Genomic DNA, 19,308 nt, shown 5'->3' with positions numbered 1-19,308 from the left:
AAAATGCGGCCTTATCCGGCCGGTTGCGCCTGCGCGATTTTTTTGTACAGGCAGCTGCGGATCCGATCGGTGAGGTGCCGCAGGCTGTCCCGGTTGCGCGCCGCGCGGGGAATATTGATGCTGAATTCGTCATCGATCCGTTTGCTGGTCGCGTCCAGGATCAGCACCCGATCGGACATCAGCACCGCCTCTTCGACGTCGTGCGTCACCATCACCATGGCGCGCGTGCGCAGGCGGTTGTCTCCCCACAGCACCAGCAGATCGCTGCGCAGTTTTTGCGCGGTAAAGATATCGAGGGCGGAGAAGGGCTCGTCCAGCAGCAAGACATCGGGCTCTACCGCCAACGCCCGGGCGAAGCCCACGCGCTGGCGCATGCCGCCCGACAGCTCGCGCGGCCAGGCGTGCTCATAGCCGGTCAGCCCCACCAGGCGCAGCAGCGCCTCCAGCCGCTCGGCGATCGTCTGCGGCGGCAGCTTTTGCGCCAGCAGGCCGAAGGCAATGTTGTCGTACACCGTCAGCCAGGGGTAGAGCGCGTAGGATTGAAACACCATGCCGGCGTTGGCGCTCGGGCCGTCGACCGGCTTGCCCGCCAGGGTGAGCGTGCCGCTGTCCGGTGGGATCAGCCCGGCCAGCATGCGCAGCAGCGTGGACTTGCCCGAACCGGATTGCCCCAGAATGGTGACGAACTCGCCGGCGTGCACGGTCAGCGACACGTCGCGCAGCACGGGTTTGGGGCATTTGTTTTCGCCGATAAACGTTTTGTTCAGCCGGCGGGCGCTAATAATCACGTCTTGAGTCACCATGTGGTTCCCCCTTGATCAGTCATATTTGAATTTGGTTTCCGCGATGCGATACAGCGGTTGCCAGACGAAGATGATGCACAGCGCCACCAGCGCGCACATCGCGGCGCAGCCCAGCGCGGACTCCGGGTTTTTGCCGGCGTCGGTGACGACAGAAATGAACGCGCCCAGCCCGGTGGCGCTGAGGGTTGTGCTGCCCCACTGGATCACTTCGGCGGCGATGGCGCTGTTCCAGGCGCCGCCGGCGGCGGAGATGATGCCGGTCACGATGTAGGGGAAGATCGCCGGCAGCATGTAGTAGCGCCACCAGCGGAAACGGCGCAGCCCGAAGGTTTCGCTGACTTCGGTGATCTGCGTCGGAATGGCGGAAACGCCTGCGATCACGTTGAACAATACGTACCACTGGGTGCCCAGCATGATCATCGGAATGGCCCACCAGCCGAGATCCTGATGATAAATGGCGATGAAGGCGGCGATCAGCGGGTAGAAAATGTTGGGCGGAATGGCCGCGAGGATCTGGATGATCGGCTGGAAGATCTTCACCAGGCGCGGATTCAGGCCGATCCACACCCCCAGCGGCGTGAAGATCGCCACGCTGAGCAGCATGGCCGCGGCCACGCGCGCGGTGGTGAGCAGCATCCACTCCGGCAGCATGGCGAAGTACTGTTTGGGGAAGTATTCCCACAGCCGGTAACCGAACCACACGCAGGCCAACACCACGCCGAGATACCACAGGCTGCGCCACAGCCAATTGCCTTTGGCGGCGAGCCTGAACAGGCGGTGCAGACCGAGGGCGTACCACAGCCGCGGCAGCTTGAACAGCCACAGGTCAGCCAGCGCGCGCAGCGTGCGGCCGAGCGCCGCGCCGACGTGCGAGAAGGCCAGGCTGTTATAAAACCACGGATTGCCGAGCGCCCGATTGGCGGTGACGTCTTCGTATTTGAAGCGGGCGGTGTAACGCACCAGCGGGCGGAACACCAGCTGATCGAGCAGCACGATGTTGGCGGCCAGCGCGACGATCGCATACAGGATCGCCGGCACGTTCTGCTGCGCCAGCGCTTCGGCGATATAGGAGCCGACGCCGGGCAGTTCGACCGAGCGATCGCCGACCGGAATGGCTTCGGAGGCCACCAGGGCGAACCAGGCGGCGGATTGCGACACCATGGCGTTCCACAGCAGGCCCGGCACTGAATAGATGAATTCCAGCCGCCAGAAGCGTTGCCACGGGTTGTAATTGAAGCTGCGGGCGGCTTCGTCCAGCTCCTTGGGCACGATGCGCAGCGTCTGATACAGCGTCAGCATCATGTTCCAGGCCTGGCCGGTAAACACCGCGAAGATGGCGGTGCACTCCAGCCCCATCACGCTGTGTGGGTAGAGGTTGAGAAAGTACACGGTCGTGAAGGTCAGGAACCCCACCAGCGGCACCGACTCCATAAAGTTGACGAAGGGCAGGATCACCCGGCGCAGCGGCGCATAGCGCGCGGCCAGCACGGCGAACACCACAGAAAACAGCAACGACCAGGCCATGCCGAGGAGAAAACGCATGCTGGTTCTGAGCGAATAATAAAGCAGGTTCCAGGCATCGAGACTAATGGCAGAGACGTTTTGTTCATTGAAGTCGCCGTGCATGTCGCCCCATGCGCGAATAAAAAAGGCAATGAAGAAAACGCCGATGGCGATAACGATAAAGTCATTTAAATAAGACTTTCTGAAAACAGATGTACCCCGGTTATTTTGCATAACGCAATACCTTATTTTTCCCATAAGAAATCCGTCGGCGCTCGGGGAATAGGCCCGGCGACATCAGATAAATACCGCCACAGCGGTTGAGACAAACGTTGTTTTCGCAGCGGGGCGATGGGCGGGCAGGCAGAGCGGGAAAGGCCGTCAGAAGGGGAGCAGTTGCCGCATTCCGTATCTTTCAGAATGCAACGTGGATGGCATTACTGAAAGGTGCCCAATAGCATTAGCGTAAAACTAAAACTTTCATCGCCCATAGGGCCCTCCTCGGTTTAAATATGGCATGGAGAGGGTAATGTGTTTTGCTAATAAAAAGCAATTGGCGGCGCGCGGTTTTTACGGTTGATATGTAACAGGATGAATATTCATTTTTTAATTGCTATATTCAGAAAATAAAATAACCTATTTTGATGGCGGTAAATGTGCTGGAAATAAATCGCAGCGAAATAAAACGACGCGCCTGAATACCGCGCGCGCCGTAACATTAATAAACCTGCCTGCCGTTGATGCCGGCGGGGAAAATGCCGGTGGCGAAGAGATGCCCGTTGGCCTGGATCTGGTCGTCGGGCAGCATCTCCAGCGGAAACTCGGCCGCCAGGCAGTTGAGAAAGGCGTTGCGATCGTCCGTGGTGGTAAAGCCGATCAGATCGTAGAACAGCAGCGAAGCGATCAGCTGGCGATGTTCCGGGATGCGCCGCAGCAGCGCCGCCGACGGGAACGGCAGGTGGAAGAAGAACGCGCAGGCATTCAGCAGCCCCTGCTCCTTCAACGCCTGGGCGCAGGGCAGCAGCTGGTAGTCGTCGATACAGACGATGTCGCCCGGGCACAGGTGCTCGCAGGCGATATCGGCGAAACGGCAGTTCAGCTGCCGGTAGGCGCGGTAGTTTTCCGGCGTGAAGTGCGCCTTCTCCGGCTGGTTGTGGAACACCGGCCACAGGCCGTCGTGGTAGTAGCCCTGATAGTGGCGGCGAAACTCCTCGATCGACAGCGGGAAGGTCACCTGATCGTAACCGGCGCGTTGGCGGCAACTGATCGGGCGCTGCGCGAAATTCTGCACGTCGCCGTTCCAGCCGAGCCACAGCCCCGGTTCGGCGTCGGCCGCCAACGTCCGGCCGGCGCAGGCCAGATCCTTGCCGTCGCATTGTTTGTTGGAAATCAGCACCAAACGAGACATCGGACTCTCCTTATCAGTGCAGGGCGCGCGGGGCGTGCACCGAACCATCGGCGCGCCAGGGCGCTTGCAGCGCGGGCAGCGTGACGCGCAGGCCGCGCAATGCCGGGTGCGCCAGGCAGCAGCGCGTCAGCCAACTTCCCAGCCCGACGCCGCGGTATTCGGCGCTGACGAACAGCTCACTCACCGAGGCGAAGGTGGCGTAATCGGTCACCAGGCGGGCGAAGCCGAGCTGGTGGCGTTTGCGGTACAGGCCAAAGCACAGGCCGTGGCGCGCCAGGCGTTCCGCCGCCGCCCGATCCGGCAGGCTGAGGAAACGCTGGATCGCCTCGATATCCAACAACTGCCGATCGGTGCTGATATGAAAAACGCCTTTGCGCCAGCAGAGCAGCGGCTGTGCGGTGGCCCGTTGCGGTTGCATGTTCATGATTATCCTTAAGTTAACGAATCAGTGGACGGTTACAGCATCCAGCCGAGTTCGACGGCGGTGACCTGTTCCTCGAAGCGGCGCAGTTCGGCGCTTTTGCAGGTGTGCCACAGGGTGCAGAACGCCGGGCCGAGCAGCTCGCGCAGCGGATCGCTGTGGCGGAACAGCGCCAGCGCCTCCTGCTGGCCGAGCGGCAAGGGCGCGGCGTTGTCGCTTTCGCAGCCGTTGGCGGCGGGCGGCAGCGGCAGCGGGTGTTCCAGCCCGTGCAGCAGGCCGCCGAGCATCACCGCCAGCGCCAGATAGGGGTTGGCGTCGGCGCCGGCCAGGCGGTATTCGATGCGCTGGTTGGCGCTGTCGGCGCAGGGCAGGCGCAGCGCCACCGTGCGATTGTTGTGGCCCCAGGAGGCGCGCAGCGGCACGTGCATGCCGGGGCGGAAGCGGCGAAACGCGTTGATGTTGGGCGCCAGGATCGCCATCGATGCCGGCATCAGCGCCAGCATGCCCGCCATCGCCTGCTGCATGTTGTCGCTCAGTTCACCCGGCGCGCCGGTCAGCAGGTTCTCGCCGTGCTCGTTCTGCAGGCTGATGTGAAAATGCAGCCCGCTGCCGGCGGCATGGGCGCAGGGCTTGGCCATAAAGCAGGCGTGCTGGTGATGTTGCTCGGCAATCTGCCGCGTCAGGCGCTTCAGCGCCATGATCTGGTCGCAGGCTTCCAGCACGCGCCGGCTGTGATGCAGGTTCAGCTCGTACTGGCCGGAAGCGGCTTCGGCCACCACGCCGGTCAGCGGCAGGCTTTGCAGCCGCGCGTGCCGTTCGATGTCGCTCAGCAGCGCATGGTGGCGCTCGGGCGCATCCACCGCGAAGCTCTGCGTCGGGCAGGCTTCCGCCTCGGCGGGGCGCTGCGGATCCTGCAGGTAGAACTCCAGTTCGGCCGCCACCACCGGGAAGCAGTTACGCTCGTGCAGGCGCTTCAGCACCCGTTGCAGCACCACTCGCGGCTCCAGCTCGCAGGCGTCGCCGTCGGCGTTTTGCATCGTCAGCAGCAGCTGGGCGTGGCGTTCGGGATCGCGCGCGCAGGGGCGCAGCGTGCCGGGCACCGGCAGGCACAGCCGATCCGGCTCGCCCGCCCGCTGCCCCAGCTCGCTTTCTTCTATCACCCGGCCGTGCAGATCCAGGGCGTAGATCGACAGCGGGAAGTAGCAGCCTTTTTCCAGGCCAAAGGCTTCGGCGATCGGCAGGCGCTTGCCGCGCAGCTGGCCGTTCAGATCGTGCAGATAAATATCCAGCTGTTCGGTATCCGGATAGCGCTGCAGGTAGTGTTCCAGCTCTTTGCGGAAGGTGCGCGTCGGCGATGCGGGCAGCTCCGCCAGCAGAGGATTGAACCCGATGATATTAGAATGCATGGCGCGCTCCAGAACGAAGACCGGTCACGGCCAGAGGCAGGGATAAACGCATGAGACAACTCTCTTGTGAGGCCATAGCGGCGATGTGAAAAGGGTATCTGCGGCGGCAAAAACTGTCTGTAAAAACGCCGTAACGTTAACGGGGCGCGGAATAAAAATGCCGTAAAGAGCGCTGCGGGTTGGCCGCGCCGGCACGGTCTATACTGGCGAGACGGGCCGTGGAAGGAGTGATAACGATGAAGAGAATAGGGCTGCTTATCGCCGCGCTGGCCACGTTCAACGCCACCGCGTCTTCCCCACAGGCGTGGGCCGAGAGCGAATGGGCGATGCGCGCCGCCTGCCTGAAGGCCAGCGGGCTAAAAAACGCCAGGGTGGAAGGGGAGATTATTCACTACGGTGACGACGTCGGCTATTCGGCGCTGTTTATCGGCGGGCGCTACCCGCAGCCGTTTATGAAAAACCAGCCGGGCAAGGAGCTGTGCTTATATCAGCGCGCCACGCAGAAGGCGGCGGTGCAGGCGGTGGAGGGGAGCAGTGCGTCTGCTCAACCTTGATGTTTGATGAGATAAATAAAAATACAGCCCACGGTGGTAATAATGGCTTCTACGAGCAAAAGTCTAAAGTCCATCGCCAGCCACTTCTGTAGCTCAGGAGAGGCGTTTTTTTGCACGAAATCGTAGGTTTTCGCATCGAGCCAAACTTGATCCCTTATTTTTATTTTTTCCTTTTCAGAATCCAAAGAAACCACTGTGCTTTCAATGAGGTTCCAAGCATGCCGAGGCTATCGGCAAAGGCGACGTAGGGCGGAATAAAATGTCCGCTGCCGGCGTAACGTTGATAGAAAGCATCAAACTCTTTTTTATGGCGACGGTAACCAATGAACTGGATGAAGGCGCTTAAAACCAGCAATATCAAACACGATATGACGATAAATTTCATCATTCACCTACCACTAACGTCGTCAAATAATCGGAACCCATGCCACCCAGTGTGGATCCTGCTGCGCCGCCTATAGCGGCTCCAGCGATACCACAAACGATCACACCTGTTCCTGCTGTTGCTGCACCCAACACAATTGAACAAGCTGCAATCGCAAGACCTGCACCTGCATTCCCTGCCCAAATCCCCGCCGCAGTACTTGCCGCAAAATGACTGTATCCCTTCACCGCGATCTTAGCGCACTCCTGTTCGCGACCGGTGGTGCAGGCGTTGTAGACGTCGTTGGTGGTATTCAGCCCACTCAATCCGATGCCGATCCAGCCGCCGGCTTTCATAAACTTGGCCGCCCGGCTGGCGCTGTCGACGTAGTTCGAATAACCCTTGATGGCGCCGACGCCGGCGGTGCTCCATTCATGCACCAGCGATTTACTGGAGAGCCCTAGCGCGTGTTTGATTTGCGCATACTCTTTCATATTGAGTTGAGCACGAGTAAGGCGATTCAGTAACGGTTTTAATGTACCGAACAGCCGCGCTCGTTCCACCTGAAACTGGGTGCCAATCAACGCGCCACTCGTGCGGAACTGATTTTGGTAGGTTTTTTCAATCTCAACCAGGATATTCTTGATCTGGCTGAAGTAGCGTTCTCCGGCATCCGAAGCCAGCCCGACGACCGTTTCCCCATAGCTGGTGAAGGCGGCGATAGCGGCGTAATTGCGGTGCAAGAAGGTGGAGAAATCGCTGTCACCGGCTTTCACCGCTTTGCTGGTGCGGCTCTTGGCCTGCATCAGGGCGGCGATCTGCGTAGATTGATTATGATTGCGCGGATCGGCGACGATCAGCATTTGCCCCGGTTGAACCAGCGGCGTATCGGCATTGAGCTGCATAAAAAAACGTGCCGCTTCCGATGGCCTGCCTCCGAACAGGTAGTTGGCGTGGAAGGCGAGCGGGCCGGTTTGTTGGGCGATGCAATAGCCCGGTGCGATGCTGCTGGACTTCTGTTCCATGTCGAAAAGCCTCCTTATTTTTAGGAAACTTAACATTTTCTACAAGGTGGTAACAGGTTCTGGCTCACGCTCTCGATCGGAGAATCATCTGAAAATACCGGTGCCGCCTTACCCGCCACTTCCCGCCATCTCCCGTTCGATTACCGTCGCCAGCGCCTGCGCGGCGGAAGAGAGCTGATGCTGCGCCAGGCGGATCAGGCCCACGCGCCGTTCGATGATCGGGCCGATCAGCGGCACGCACACCGCTCCCAGCTCATCCATCTGTTGCTCGCACAGCGCCGGCACCGCGCTGGCGCCGAGGCCGTTGGCCACCATGCGCCCGACCGTCACCAGCTGGTGGCTCTCAAACGCCACCTCCAGCGTTCGCCCGCTGCGGGCCAGCTCCTGCTCCAGCAGCAGCCGCACCGCTGATGGCCGCTGCAGGGTGATGAAATCCAGCGTCAACAGCTCCTTCCAGCTCACCTGCGCCCTGCGTGCCAGCGCCGAATCCTTCGGCACCACCGCCAGAAAGCGATCGCGGCACAGCGGGGTGAAGTGCAGGGTGTCGCTCGGCTCCGGCTCGAAGGCGATGCCCATCTCCACCCGGCCTTCGCGGATCATTTCAAACACCTGCTCGTTGATAACGTCGTGCACCGCCACGTTGATGCCGGCGTAACGATCGCGAAACGCCTTGAGGATCGGCGGCAGCGGGTTGCCGGCGAACGACGGCATGGCGGCGATCGCCACCTTGCCCATCTGCAGGGTGAAGCGTTGACGCATCGCCTCTTCCGCGTTATCCCAATCCGCCAGCAGCTGGCGCGCCATCGGGAAGAAGGTTTCTCCTTCCGGCGTCAGCGTCACCCGGCGGGTGGTGCGCAGCAGCAGCGGCCCGCCCAGCGCGTCTTCCAGCCCACGGATCGCCAGGCTGAGCGCCGGCTGAGAAATATTCAGCCGCTCGCTGGCCTGGGCGAAATTCAGAGTGTGAGCTACCGCTAAAAACGCGCGTAACTGTTTGATGCTCATTTTCATTTTGGTTGGCGTTAACTCTTTGTTAATTGTCAGTTAACGAGTGATTAATAAAAATTCTAAATGAATACGGCATAAAAACAAAATTAACAAATCATTTTTGTGACCTGAAGATGCCCTCACGCAAGCCAGGGCATTTCGCCCTGCGCCGCAACATGCAGGGGCAACGATATGGCAGGGCTCGACAAACGCGTCGGCAGCTACCAGGAAGCGCTGGCAGGCCTGACGGACAACATGACGGTGCTGGCGGGCGGCTTTGGCCTGTGCGGCATCCCGGAAAACCTGATCGAAGAGATCCGCCGGCGCGGCGTGCGCGGGTTGACGGTGGTCTCCAACAACTGCGGCGTCGACGGGTTCGGCCTCGGGCGGCTGCTGGAAACCCATCAGATCCGCAAGGTGGTGGGATCGTACGTCGGCGAAAACGCGCTGTTCGAGCAGCAGGCGCTCAGCGGCGAGCTGGAGGTGGATCTTACGCCGCAGGGCACGCTGGCGGAGAAGATCCGCGCCGGCGGCGCCGGCATCCCGGCGTTCTTCACCGCCACCGGTTACGGCACGCCGATCGCCGAAGGCAAAGAGGTGCGCGAGTTCAACGGCCGCACCTACATCATGGAAACCGCCATCACCGGCGATTTCGCCATCGTGAAAGGCTGGAAGGCCGATCACTTCGGCAACGTCATCTACCGCCACACCGCGCAGAACTTCAATCCGCTGATGGCGACCGCCGGGCGCATCACGGTGGTGGAAGTGGAAGAGATCGTCGCGCCGGGCGAGCTGGATCCGGCGGCGATCCATACCCCCGGCATCTACGTCGATCGGCTGATCCAGGGCACCTTCGAGAAGCGTATCGAACAACGCACCCTGCGGGCATAAGGAGAATTCGCATGCTTACCCGTGAACAAATGGCGCAGCGCGTGGCGCAAGAGCTGAGGGACGGTTACTACGTCAACCTGGGCATCGGTATTCCGACGCTGGTGGCCAACTATGTGCCGGTGGGCATGGACTTGATGCTGCAGTCGGAAAACGGCCTGCTGGGGATGGGCGAGTTCCCGACCGAGCAGCAGCTGGACGCCGACATGATCAACGCCGGCAAGCAGACGGTCACCGCGCGCCTCGGCGCGTCTATTTTCGATTCGGCGCAGTCGTTCGCCATGATCCGCGGCGGCCATGTCGATCTGACCGTGCTGGGGGCGTTTGAAGTGGACGTCGAGGGCAACATCGCCTCGTGGATGATCCCCGGCAAGATGGTCAAGGGCATGGGCGGCGCGATGGATCTGGTGGCGGGGGCGGAGAACATCATCGTGGTGATGACCCACGCCGCGAAGGGCGGCGAGTCCAAGCTGCTGCCGCGCTGCACGCTGCCGCTGACCGGCGCCAACTGCATCCGCAAGGTATTGACCGATCTGGCCTACCTGGAAATTGAAGACGGCGCCTTCGTGCTGCGCGAACGCGCGCCGGGCGTCAGCGTGGCGGAGATTGTCGCCAAAACCGCCGGCCGGCTGATCGTGCCGGATCAAGTGCCGGAAATGCGTTTCTGAGACGGGAGGTGAATGTGCAACAACGTGAAGTGGTGATCGTGGCGGCGACGCGCACGCCGGTCGGCAGTTTTCACGGCGCGCTGGCGCCGCTGACGGCGGTGGAACTGGGCACGGCGGCGGTGCAGGGGCTGCTGGCGCAAAGCGGCGTGGCGCCGCAGCAGATCGATGAAGTGATCCTCGGCCAGGTGCTGACCGCCGGCTGCGGGCAGAATCCGGCGCGCCAGACCGCGCTGAACGCCGGACTGCCGTTTACGACGCCGGCGCTGACCATCAACAAGGTGTGCGGCTCCGGTTTGAAGGCGGTGCATCTGGCGGTGCAGGCGATCCGCAGCGGTGACGCCGACGCGGTGATCGCCGGCGGCCAGGAGAGCATGAGCCGGTCGCCTTACCTGATGGCCGGCGCGCGCGCCGGCCTGCGCCTCGGTCACGCGCAGATGGTGGACAGCGTGATCCACGATGGCCTGTGGGACGCGTTCAACGACTACCACATGGGCATCACCGCCGAGAACCTGGCGGAGAAATACGCCATCAGCAGAGAAGAACAAGACAGGTTCGCGCTGCGCTCGCAGCAGAAGGCGCAGGCGGCGCAGCAGGCCGGGCGTTTCGCGCAGGAGATCACGCCGGTGACGGTGCCGCAGCCCAAGGGCGAAGCGCTGCGCGTCGAGCGCGACGAACAGCCGCGCGACACCAGTCTGGAGGCGCTGGCGCGGCTGCGCCCGGCGTTTCGTAAAGAGGGCACGGTGACCGCCGGCAACGCCTCGTCGCTCAACGACGGCGCCGCCGTGGTGCTGCTGATGAGCGCGGAAAAAGCCGCCGCGCTGCGTTTGCCGGTGCTGGCGCGCATCGCCGGTTACGCCTCGTCGGGCGTCGATCCGGCGATCATGGGCATCGGCCCGGCGCCGGCCGCGCGCCGCTGCCTGGAAAAAGCCGGTTGGCGGCTGGAGGAGGTCGATCTGATCGAAGCCAACGAAGCCTTCGCCGCGCAGGCGCTGGCGGTGGGTAAAGAACTGGGCTGGGAGGCGGAGCGGGTCAACGTCAACGGCGGAGCGATCGCGCTGGGGCATCCGATCGGCGCGTCCGGCTGTCGCATTTTGGTGTCGCTGCTGTTCGAAATGCAGCGCCGCGGGGTGAACAAGGGGCTGGCGATGCTGTGCATCGGCGGCGGGCAGGGGGTGGCGCTGGCGGTAGAGCGCCCGTAAACAACCGAGGAGGGCACCATGCAGTCATCTGACTATGCGGTACTGGGCGCCGGGCTGATGGGGGTGGGCATCGCCACCCACTTTATTCGCCACGGCCATGAGGTGCTGCTGTATGACCCGGATCCGCAGCGGCGGGTGGAAGCGCCGGCGGTGGCGAGCGGCATTCTGGCCGAGCTGAGCGACGTCGGGCAGTTTGATAACGATGAGCGCGAAGCGGCGCTGGCGCGTCTGCGCGTGACCGGCGATCTGAACGCGGTGGCGCGCGCCCGGCTGCTTATTGAGGCGATCCCGGAACGGCTCGAGCTGAAGCATGCGCTGTATGAGCAGTTGGAAGGGCTGATCGCCGACGACGCGGTGATCGCCAGCAACACCAGCGGCCTGCCGCCGGATGAGCTGGCGGCGCGCATGACTCATCCGCAGCGCCTATTGATCGCCCATTTCTGGCACCCGCCGCACCTGATCCCGCTGGTGGAGATCGTGCCTGGCAGCGCCACCGAACCGCGTCATCTGGCGGCGGTGCAGGCGCTGCTCGGCGAGATGGATCTTGAGGCGGTGCTGCTGGAACGCGCCGCGCCGGGGTTTGTCGGCAACCGGCTGCAGTTTGCGGTGCTGCGCGAGGCGCTGCACATCGTCCACAGCGGCATCGCCAGCGCCGAGGTGGTGGATCAGGTGATGCGCGCCTCGCTGGGGCGGCGCTACGCCATGGTCGGCCCGCTGGAGGCCGCCGACATGACCGGGCTCCCAACGGTGGCGGACATCGCCCGCCACCTGTTCCCGGAACTGGCGACCGGCGACGAGATGATGGCGCTGGTGGAACAGCGGCTGCAGCGCGGCGATAGCGGCCAGCGCAGCGGCCGGGGATTTTATCTGTGGGACGAAGCACGCAGGGAACGCATCCAACGGCGACGGGCGCATCAGCTGCGCTTTGCGCTGAAACCGTAATTTCGCACGCCGTACCTGACAATAACAACGATAGCGAGGTGTCCGATGAGCGTTTTGATTGCCCTGGCAGCACTGGGATTACTGATGCTGGCCGCCTACCGCGGCTACAGCGTGATTTTGTTCGCCCCGATCGCCGCGCTGGGCGCGGTGCTGTTGACCGACCCCGGCGCGGTGGCGCCGACCTTCACCGGGCTGTTTATGGAGAAGATGGTCGGCTTCGTGAAGCTCTATTTCCCGGTGTTCCTGCTGGGGGCGGTATTCGGCAAGCTGATCGAACTGTCCGGTTTTTCCCGTTCGATCGTCGCGGCGGCGATCCGCATTCTCGGCCGGCGCCACGCCATTCCGGTGATCGTGCTGGTGTGCGCGCTGCTGACCTACGGCGGGGTGTCGCTGTTTGTGGTGGCGTTCGCGGTTTATCCGTTCGCCGCCGAGCTGTTCCGCCAGAGCGGCATCCCCAAGCGGCTGATCCCGGCCACCGTGGCGCTCGGCGCCTTCTCCTTCACCATGGACGCCTTGCCCGGCACGCCGCAGATCCAAAACATCATCCCGACCAGCTTCTTCGGCACCAACGCCTGGGCCGCGCCCTGGCTGGGGCTGATCGGCTCGCTGTTCATCATCGCGGTCGGCCTGCTGTATCTTGAACGCCAGCGGCGCAAGGCGCAGTTGAAGGGGGAGGGTTACGGCACCGAGCTGCTGAACGAACCGGAAACCCCGGACGATATCAACCTGCCGAATCCGCTGATCGCCATCCTGCCGTTGATTCTGGTCGGGGTATTCAACCTTGCCTTCACCCATTGGATCCCGCAGTGGTACGGCGCCAGCCACGAGCTGACGCTGCCGGGGCTGGCCAAGCCCATCACCACCGATGTGGCGAAGATCACCGCCATCTGGGCGGTGGAAGCGGCGTTGGTGTCGGGTATTCTACTGGTGGTGGCGTTCGGCTTTGGCAATATTCGCGGCCGGCTGGCGGAAGGCAGCAAGACGGCGGTCGGCGGCGCAATTCTGGCGGCGATGAACACCGCCTCCGAATACGGCTTCGGCGCGGTGATCGCCGCGCTGCCGGGCTTTTTGGTGCTGTCGCAGGCGCTGTCGGCGATCCCCAATCCGCTGCTGAACGAAGCGATCAGCGTCACCCTGCTGGCCGGCATCACCGGCTCGGCCTCCGGCGGCATGAGCATCGCGCTGGCGGCGATGGCCGATAACTTCGTGGCCGCCGCCCACGCCGCGCATATCCCGCTGGAAGTGCTGCACCGGGTGGCCTCGATGGCCAGCGGCGGCATGGACACCTTGCCGCACAACGGCGCGGTGATCACCCTGCTGGCGATCACCGGCCTCAGCCACCGGCAGGCCTATGGCGGCATCTTCGCCATCACCCTGATCAAAAGCGCCGCGGTGCTGTTCGTGATTGGCGTGTTCTACCTGACCGGCATTGTTTAAAGGAGCGATACAATGAGTGTACAAGGCAAAACCGCGCTGGTGACCGGCTCGACCAGCGGCATCGGCCTCGGAATAGCGTCCGTGCTGGCCGCCGCCGGCGCGCGCGTGATCCTCAACGGCTTCGGTGAGGTGGAGCAGGCGCAAGCGCAGGTTGCCCGGCTGGGCGCCGCGCCGGGGTATCACGGCGCCGATCTCGGCGATGCGGCCCAGATAGCGGACATGATGCACTATGCCGAACGCGAGTTCGGCGGCGTGGACATTCTGGTGAACAACGCCGGCATTCAGCACGTGGCGCCGCTGGATCAGTTCCCGGTGGATAAATGGAACGCCATCCTCGCTATCAACCTGTCGGCGGTGTTCCACACTTGCCGGTTGGCGCTGCCGGGGATGCGCGAGCGCCACTGGGGGCGCATCATCAACGTAGCGTCGGTGCACGGGCTGGTGGCGTCGAAAGACAAGTCGGCCTATGTGGCGGCCAAGCACGGCGTGGTGGGGCTGACCAAGACGCTGGCGCTGGAAACCGCCCGCACGCCCGTCACCTGCAACGCCATCTGCCCCGGCTGGGTGCTGACGCCGCTGGTGCAGCAGCAGATCGACAAACGCATCGCCGCCGGTACCGATCCGCAGCGGGCGCGCGATGAGCTGTTGGCGGAGAAGCAGCCTTCGCAAGAGTTCGTCACGCCAGAGCAGCTCGGTGAGCTGGCGCTGTTCCTGTGCAGCGATGCGGCGGCGCAGGTGCGCGGCGCCGCCTGGAACATGGACGGCGGCTGGCTGGCGCAGTAGTGATATCTTCCCCGGAGCGCGCAATGCGCTCCGTCGTTATTTCCCGCCTTTAATTAATTCCCTCGCGTGACGGTTTACCTGCGGCAATAATATTTATTTGTTATTTGCTATCTTTATTCCCAGATAATCACGAAGGGTTATTTTGGGTGAAACGTGCGGATTGGTTTATTTCGTGCTGCGGTTATTACATTGTTTTTCTCCGTGTTACAGGTGAACACGTTTTTGCTGAAATTAAATCCAACCTGAAATAATGGCAGGTTATGGCGTGAATTTTTATATCTTGCGTGCGCTGTTCACATCGGTTAATTATTTCTGCGTGGCTTAAGACCACCGCGTTTATAACAATAATTTTTTCGGGCAGGGGTAATAATGAGAAAAAATACAACGCCAATATTCATTGGCGGCGTCTTGCTGTCGGCGATTTCCGCCGGCGCGCAGGCCGAGATCACCATTCTGGATAAAAACCCGCAGAGCAATGTGTTGCTGGCGCCGCTCAGTTTAAAGGTGGGCGGCAGCATTCGCCCCGAGTGGATCTTCAATAACGGCCCGGAGCCGGGCTATGACAAAAACGGCCACGACGGCGGTACGCGTTTTCGCTTCAGCGGCGACTATGCGCTGACGCAGGACACTACGATCATCGGCTATTACGAGTGGGGCGTCGATCTGGCGCACGCGCTCAGCTGGGACGGGCACTATAACGAAGACGGCAAGCGCGACTATCAGCGCCAGCTGTACGCCGGTTTTAAAGACGATCGTTACGGCACCCTGACCTATGGCCACCAGTACGGCATCTATTATTCGGTGGTCGGCATTAAAAGCGACGTCTGGGATAACGATGGCCATGCGGGCGGCACCGGCATCGGTATTTCCGGCGACTATGACGGCGGCAATAAACCGAAAAACAGCATCAAATACACCAATGATTTCGGGCCGGTCACGCTGTACGCCAACTATTTATTGCCGGAAGACGATCTGCACACCGCGGATAACCTGATTTATCGCCGCAAAGGCGGCGGCGGGCTGGGCTTCGATTACAAGGTGACGAAAGACTTCACCTTCAGCGCCGCCTACAGTTATACCGATGCGAAGATCAAAGATAATCTGTACAGCGAAAAAGATTATCACCAGCAGTTGTCCGGCACCGCGTTAACCTGGCAGCCGAACAACTGGTATATCGTCGGCACCGCCAGCTACTACAAAGATTATGTGCCGAGCACCCGCCAGCGCACGCTGTCGCACTTCTTCGCCGGTGACGGCTACGGGCTGGAAGGCTTCGTCGGTTACACCTTCAATATCGACAAGCCGTTTCTCAAATCCGTCCAGCCTTATGTGGCGGCGGACTCGCTGCGGCTGAAGGGAGACGAGGCGTATCACGCCAACCACGTCTATCTTGGCGCGGGCACCACCATCGGTTACGGTCTGTCGGTGTATGTGGAGCGCACGCTGGCCAACAGCAGCGACAACGAGCCGGATTCCACCTGGATAACGGTGTTCTACGACTTCTGATTTTCACCTGCTCCAAGCCGGCGCCTGCGCCGGCTTTTTTACATGGTAATTGCGCCGCCCAGGGTCTCTCCAGAGGCGTTGCGCTCCGCCAGGTAGCGCGCCGGCGGTTTGCCCACCGCCTTTCTGAACATGGTGACGAAGCCGCTGGCGCTCTCGTAGCCCAAATCCAGCGCCACCGTCTGTACGCTCTCGCCCTGCGTCAAGCGCTGCAGCGCCAGCATTACGTGCAGCTGGCGCCGCCAGTGGCCGAAGCTCATGCCCATCTGCTGTTGCAAGGTGCGGCTGAGGGAGCGCTCGCTCATGCCGATGCGCTGCGCCCACTGCCCGAGGGTGGATTTGTCCGCCGGGCTGCTCAGCATGCCTTCGGTCAACTGCCGGATGCGCGCGTCGTCGGACACCGGCAGATGCAGATTCTCGATCGGCGCGGCCGCCAACTGATCCAGCAATACCGCCGTCAGACGCCCCTCGGCGCCCTGTTCGTCGTAAAGCGGCTTAAAGGTGCTGGCCTGCAGCAGCAGCTCGCGCAGCAGCGGCGAGACCGACAGCGTGCAGCAGCTTTGCGGCAGGCCGACGGCGGCATGTTGATCGACGAACAGGCAGTAGGCCTCGGTGGAGCCGGCGCCCTGGGCGTTGTGCAACACGTTGCCCGGCATCCACAGCGCGCACTGCGGCGGCACCAGCCACAGCCCGTTTTCCACTTCGCAGCGGATCATGCCGCGCACGGTGTAGATCAGTTGCGCCTTCCGGTGGCGGTGCGGCTCGACTTCCCAATCCTGCTCGAGAGTCGAACCTTGCAGGGCAAACAGCGGGCGCGGCACCTGATCGATATCCAGACAGTGGCGGGGGATCTGTACTTTCATGAGAATAGTTCTCAATTTGGCGGAATTGAAAAGTATTATGTCCTGATTGCGCAATGCGGTCTAGCGCCGGTGCCGATAAAGTAAGCGCCAGTTCTAAACCCTTTCGCGAGGAAACTGATTATGTCATTGGATACCGCCGACTTTCCGCTGGTGTGGATGCGCCGAAACGGGCGCGATACCAAGGCCGAGCTGGCCGAATTCAGCGCGCTGCTGGCGCGCGCCGAGCCTTTTGTTCTGCTCACCGACCGCAGCGTCGGCGATGAAGAACAAGAACATGACCGCGATGCTCGCACCCAGGTGGCGCTGTGGAAACGTGATAACCGCGAGGCGCTGAAGCGGTGGGTGAAAGGCATGATCATGCTGGAGCCGGACGACGCCAAACGCGCGGCGGCGGAAGAATTCGCCGAATACGGCGCCAAATTCTGGGGCTATCCGGTACTGGTGGCCGCCGATGAAGCCGCAGGCCGGGTATTGGCGCAGACGTTATTGTTAAAATAAGGGGAACACCATGCACCAGCAACAGGTGATTGAACAGCTGCTGGCCTGGATCGAGCAGAGCCTGGATCAGCCGCTGACGCTGGACGACATCGCCGCCAAGTCCGGCTACTCCAAATGGCATTTGCAGCGGATGTTCAAGCAGCATACCGGCCATATTCTCGGCACCTACGCGCGCCGCAGAAGGCTGACCGCCGCCGCGCGTGAACTGCGCCTGACCGGCACCAGCGTGGCCTGCATCGCCGATACTTACCAGTTCGATTCGCAGCAGACCTTCACCCGTTGCTTCCGCAAGCAGTTCGGTCTGCCGCCGGCCAGCTATCGTCGCAGCCAGGATTGGTCGAGCTATGGGCTGCAGCCGCCGCTGCGCCTGACCGAAGCGCCATTGCCGCAGGCCGATATCGTGACGCTGCCCGCCATGCAGTTGGTGGGCCATACCCAGCGCCGCAGTTTTACGCTGGGGCAACTGGCGGCCTCCAAGTGTGAGCTGCGCCGCCACGCCTGGCGGCAGTTGCTGCAGCCGCAGGCGCTGCCGGAGGTGGTATACGGCCTCACCAGTCTGGAAGTTGACCGGCGCCGCCGGGGCAGCCCGCGCATGGCCTACACCGCCGCTCTGCCGGACGAAGGGGCGCCGGGAGAGCGGGTGACTATCGAGCAGGGCGAGTATGCCCGTTTCACCTACCAGGGACAGGCGGAAGGGTTACAAAACTTTATTGTCCGGCTGTATGACACCGCCATGCCGCAGATGAACGCCATTCGCCGGCCAGGGCAGGATATCGAGCGTTTCTACCCGGCGCAGGAGGGCAGTTGCCCGCTCGGCGGCGCGGCGATCCGCTGTGAATATCTGATTCCGATACGGCGGGAGGAAGCGTTGGCCGCTGCCAGCTAGGCGGCGGTTCTCGCAAAAAATCGCCTTCGTGGCGCGTCAGGTTACAAAAAATTGCGATATTACATCGGTAATGGTTCACACTTTGATTGATGTGCACATATAATGCGCATCCGGTCAAATCCCCCCTGGTTTTTCAGGCCGCAGCGCTTGGCTGCCGGCTGAAACTCATCGGGGTGAAGAGGCCGTAGAAACCGATATCCCTAATCGCCAGTGGCCTTGACCAACACGAAGATGAAAATGAGCATTCGCGCGTTATTAACCCTGTTTACGGCACTGGTTGCATTCAGCCAGGCTGCCTTCGCCGTCGTTTACCCGCTGCCGCCAAAAGACAGCCGTTTGGTGGGCGAAAATATCCAAATCACCGTACCGGAAGACAGCAAACTGCCGCTGGAAAGCTTCGCCGCCCAGTATCAGATGGGGCTGAGTAACATGCTGGAGGCCAACCCGGGCGTGGATCCGTTCCTGCCGAAGGCCGGCAGCACCCTGACTATCCCGCAGCAGCTGATCCTGCCGGACGCGCCGCGTGAAGGCATCATCATCAACAGCGCCGAAATGCGTCTGTACTACTACCCGAAAGGCTCCAACACCGTGGTGGTGCTGCCGATCGGCATCGGCCAGCTGGGTAAAGACACCCCGCTGAACTGGACCACCACCGTGCAGCGCAAGAAAGACGGCCCAACCTGGACGCCGACCGCCAAGATGCGCGCCGAATACGCGGCTGACGGCGAGATCCTGCCTGCGGTGTTCCCGGCCGGCCCGGATAACCCGATGGGGCTGTATGCGCTGTATGTTGGCCGTCTGTATGCCATTCACGGCACCAACGCCAACTTCGGCATCGGCCTGCGCGTGAGCCACGGCTGCGTGCGTCTGCGCGCCGACGACATCAAGTACCTGTTCCAGAACGTGCCGGTAGGCACCCGCGTGCAGTTCATCAACGAACCGATGAAGGCCACCGTCGAACCGGACGGCTCGCGCTACGTGGAAGTGCACAACCCGCTGTCGGCCAACGAAGAGCAGTTGCAATCCAAGGATCCGGTGCCGTTGACCATCTCCGCGCCGGTCGGCAAAGTGCTGATGGACGCCGGCGTCAACCAGAGCGAAGTGGACGCGGCGATCAAGGCCCGTTCCGGCATGCCGGTGAAAGTGAACTGATTGCCCAGAGCTTCAGTGAAC

General features: G+C 62.1%; 19 protein-coding genes and 1 pseudogene. 11 read left to right on the top strand and 9 right to left on the bottom strand.

Annotation, left to right across the window (positions count from 1 at the left end):
- Nucleotides 1-11: 11 nt before the first annotated feature.
- The 5 genes from L085_RS01465 to L085_RS01445 form a co-directional block, all read right to left on the bottom strand.
- Nucleotides 12-803, bottom strand: a complete 792-nt coding sequence (locus L085_RS01465; RefSeq protein WP_044029794.1) for an ABC transporter ATP-binding protein — start codon at nucleotides 801-803, stop codon at nucleotides 12-14.
- A 15-nt stretch (nucleotides 804-818) separates the two neighbouring features.
- Entirely contained in the window at nucleotides 819-2,540 is a 1,722-nt protein-coding gene (locus L085_RS01460; RefSeq protein WP_033641724.1) for an ABC transporter permease subunit, read from the bottom strand.
- Nucleotides 2,541-3,024: 484 nt separating this feature from the next.
- Nucleotides 3,025-3,714, bottom strand: a complete 690-nt coding sequence (locus L085_RS01455) for a trehalose-6-phosphate synthase (protein WP_044029792.1) — start codon at nucleotides 3,712-3,714, stop codon at nucleotides 3,025-3,027.
- A 13-nt stretch (nucleotides 3,715-3,727) separates the two neighbouring features.
- A complete protein-coding gene (locus L085_RS01450; protein WP_044029790.1) occupies nucleotides 3,728-4,138 on the bottom strand; it encodes a GNAT family N-acetyltransferase in 411 nt (136 codons plus the stop codon).
- 32 nt (nucleotides 4,139-4,170) lie between these two features.
- Complete coding sequence (locus tag L085_RS01445; RefSeq protein ID WP_044029788.1) at nucleotides 4,171-5,541, bottom strand: glutamine synthetase family protein; 1,371 nt, start codon at nucleotides 5,539-5,541, stop codon at nucleotides 4,171-4,173.
- Between the two features lie 236 nt (nucleotides 5,542-5,777).
- Between L085_RS01445 and L085_RS01440 the strand changes: the two genes are divergently transcribed.
- Complete coding sequence (locus L085_RS01440; protein WP_044029786.1) at nucleotides 5,778-6,095, top strand: hypothetical protein; 318 nt, start codon at nucleotides 5,778-5,780, stop codon at nucleotides 6,093-6,095.
- Nucleotides 6,096-6,255: 160 nt separating this feature from the next.
- Here the strand turns inward: L085_RS01440 and L085_RS25920 are convergent, their stop codons facing one another.
- From L085_RS25920 to L085_RS01425, 3 genes are all read right to left on the bottom strand, one after another.
- Entirely contained in the window at nucleotides 6,256-6,483 is a 228-nt protein-coding gene (locus L085_RS25920) for a hypothetical protein (RefSeq protein ID WP_331309266.1), read from the bottom strand.
- Nucleotides 6,480-7,484: a hypothetical protein gene (locus tag L085_RS01430; protein WP_044029785.1), complete on the bottom strand. Its 1,005-nt coding sequence runs from the start codon at nucleotides 7,482-7,484 to the stop codon at nucleotides 6,480-6,482. The genes L085_RS25920 and L085_RS01430 overlap by 4 nt, the downstream gene beginning before the upstream one ends.
- 108 nt (nucleotides 7,485-7,592) lie before the next feature.
- The gene (locus L085_RS01425) at nucleotides 7,593-8,492 is read right to left on the bottom strand and encodes a LysR family transcriptional regulator (protein WP_044029783.1); all 900 of its coding nucleotides are present in this window, start codon (nucleotides 8,490-8,492) and stop codon (nucleotides 7,593-7,595) included.
- A 168-nt stretch (nucleotides 8,493-8,660) separates the two neighbouring features.
- Between L085_RS01425 and L085_RS01420 the strand changes: the two genes are divergently transcribed.
- From L085_RS01420 to L085_RS01390, 7 genes are all read left to right on the top strand, one after another.
- Nucleotides 8,661-9,359 carry a CoA transferase subunit A gene (locus L085_RS01420; protein ID WP_044029782.1) on the top strand — a complete coding sequence of 233 codons (699 nt, stop codon included), beginning with the start codon at nucleotides 8,661-8,663 and terminating at the stop codon, nucleotides 9,357-9,359.
- A gap of 11 nt (nucleotides 9,360-9,370) precedes the next feature.
- A complete protein-coding gene (locus L085_RS01415) occupies nucleotides 9,371-10,024 on the top strand; it encodes a CoA transferase subunit B (protein WP_044029781.1) in 654 nt (217 codons plus the stop codon).
- Between the two features lie 14 nt (nucleotides 10,025-10,038).
- Entirely contained in the window at nucleotides 10,039-11,223 is a 1,185-nt protein-coding gene (locus L085_RS01410) for an acetyl-CoA C-acetyltransferase (RefSeq protein ID WP_044029779.1), read from the top strand.
- Nucleotides 11,224-11,241: 18 nt separating this feature from the next.
- Entirely contained in the window at nucleotides 11,242-12,165 is a 924-nt protein-coding gene (locus L085_RS01405) for a 3-hydroxyacyl-CoA dehydrogenase family protein (protein ID WP_044029778.1), read from the top strand.
- Nucleotides 12,166-12,210: 45 nt separating this feature from the next.
- Nucleotides 12,211-13,602: a GntP family permease gene (locus L085_RS01400; protein WP_044029777.1), complete on the top strand. Its 1,392-nt coding sequence runs from the start codon at nucleotides 12,211-12,213 to the stop codon at nucleotides 13,600-13,602.
- A gap of 12 nt (nucleotides 13,603-13,614) precedes the next feature.
- Complete coding sequence (locus tag L085_RS01395; RefSeq protein ID WP_021504185.1) at nucleotides 13,615-14,385, top strand: 3-hydroxybutyrate dehydrogenase; 771 nt, start codon at nucleotides 13,615-13,617, stop codon at nucleotides 14,383-14,385.
- Between the two features lie 369 nt (nucleotides 14,386-14,754).
- Nucleotides 14,755-15,891 carry a porin gene (locus tag L085_RS01390; RefSeq protein ID WP_044029772.1) on the top strand — a complete coding sequence of 379 codons (1,137 nt, stop codon included), beginning with the start codon at nucleotides 14,755-14,757 and terminating at the stop codon, nucleotides 15,889-15,891.
- A gap of 38 nt (nucleotides 15,892-15,929) precedes the next feature.
- Here L085_RS01390 and L085_RS01385 read toward each other — a convergent pair whose 3' ends face one another.
- Nucleotides 15,930-16,751 carry a helix-turn-helix transcriptional regulator gene (locus L085_RS01385; RefSeq protein WP_049870629.1) on the bottom strand — a complete coding sequence of 274 codons (822 nt, stop codon included), beginning with the start codon at nucleotides 16,749-16,751 and terminating at the stop codon, nucleotides 15,930-15,932.
- Between the two features lie 120 nt (nucleotides 16,752-16,871).
- On the opposite strand from L085_RS01385, the gene L085_RS01380 reads away from it, so the two are divergent.
- From L085_RS01380 to L085_RS01370, 3 genes and pseudogenes are all read left to right on the top strand, one after another.
- Nucleotides 16,872-17,249, top strand: coding sequence for a hypothetical protein (locus L085_RS01380; protein ID WP_044029771.1), 378 nt, complete (start codon nucleotides 16,872-16,874; stop codon nucleotides 17,247-17,249).
- A gap of 10 nt (nucleotides 17,250-17,259) precedes the next feature.
- Complete coding sequence (locus L085_RS01375; RefSeq protein ID WP_033631697.1) at nucleotides 17,260-18,135, top strand: helix-turn-helix domain-containing protein; 876 nt, start codon at nucleotides 17,260-17,262, stop codon at nucleotides 18,133-18,135.
- A 231-nt stretch (nucleotides 18,136-18,366) separates the two neighbouring features.
- Nucleotides 18,367-19,284: pseudogene (locus tag L085_RS01370) on the top strand (L,D-transpeptidase family protein); the annotation flags it as partial.
- Nucleotides 19,285-19,308: the final 24 nt, after the last annotated feature.

Source organism: Serratia sp. FS14 (genome assembly GCF_000695995.1).
Classification (GTDB): Bacteria; Pseudomonadota; Gammaproteobacteria; order Enterobacterales; family Enterobacteriaceae; genus Serratia; species Serratia nematodiphila.
Note: the sequence above shows the minus strand (reverse complement) of the source record. Positions and strands in the feature narration are given on the sequence as shown.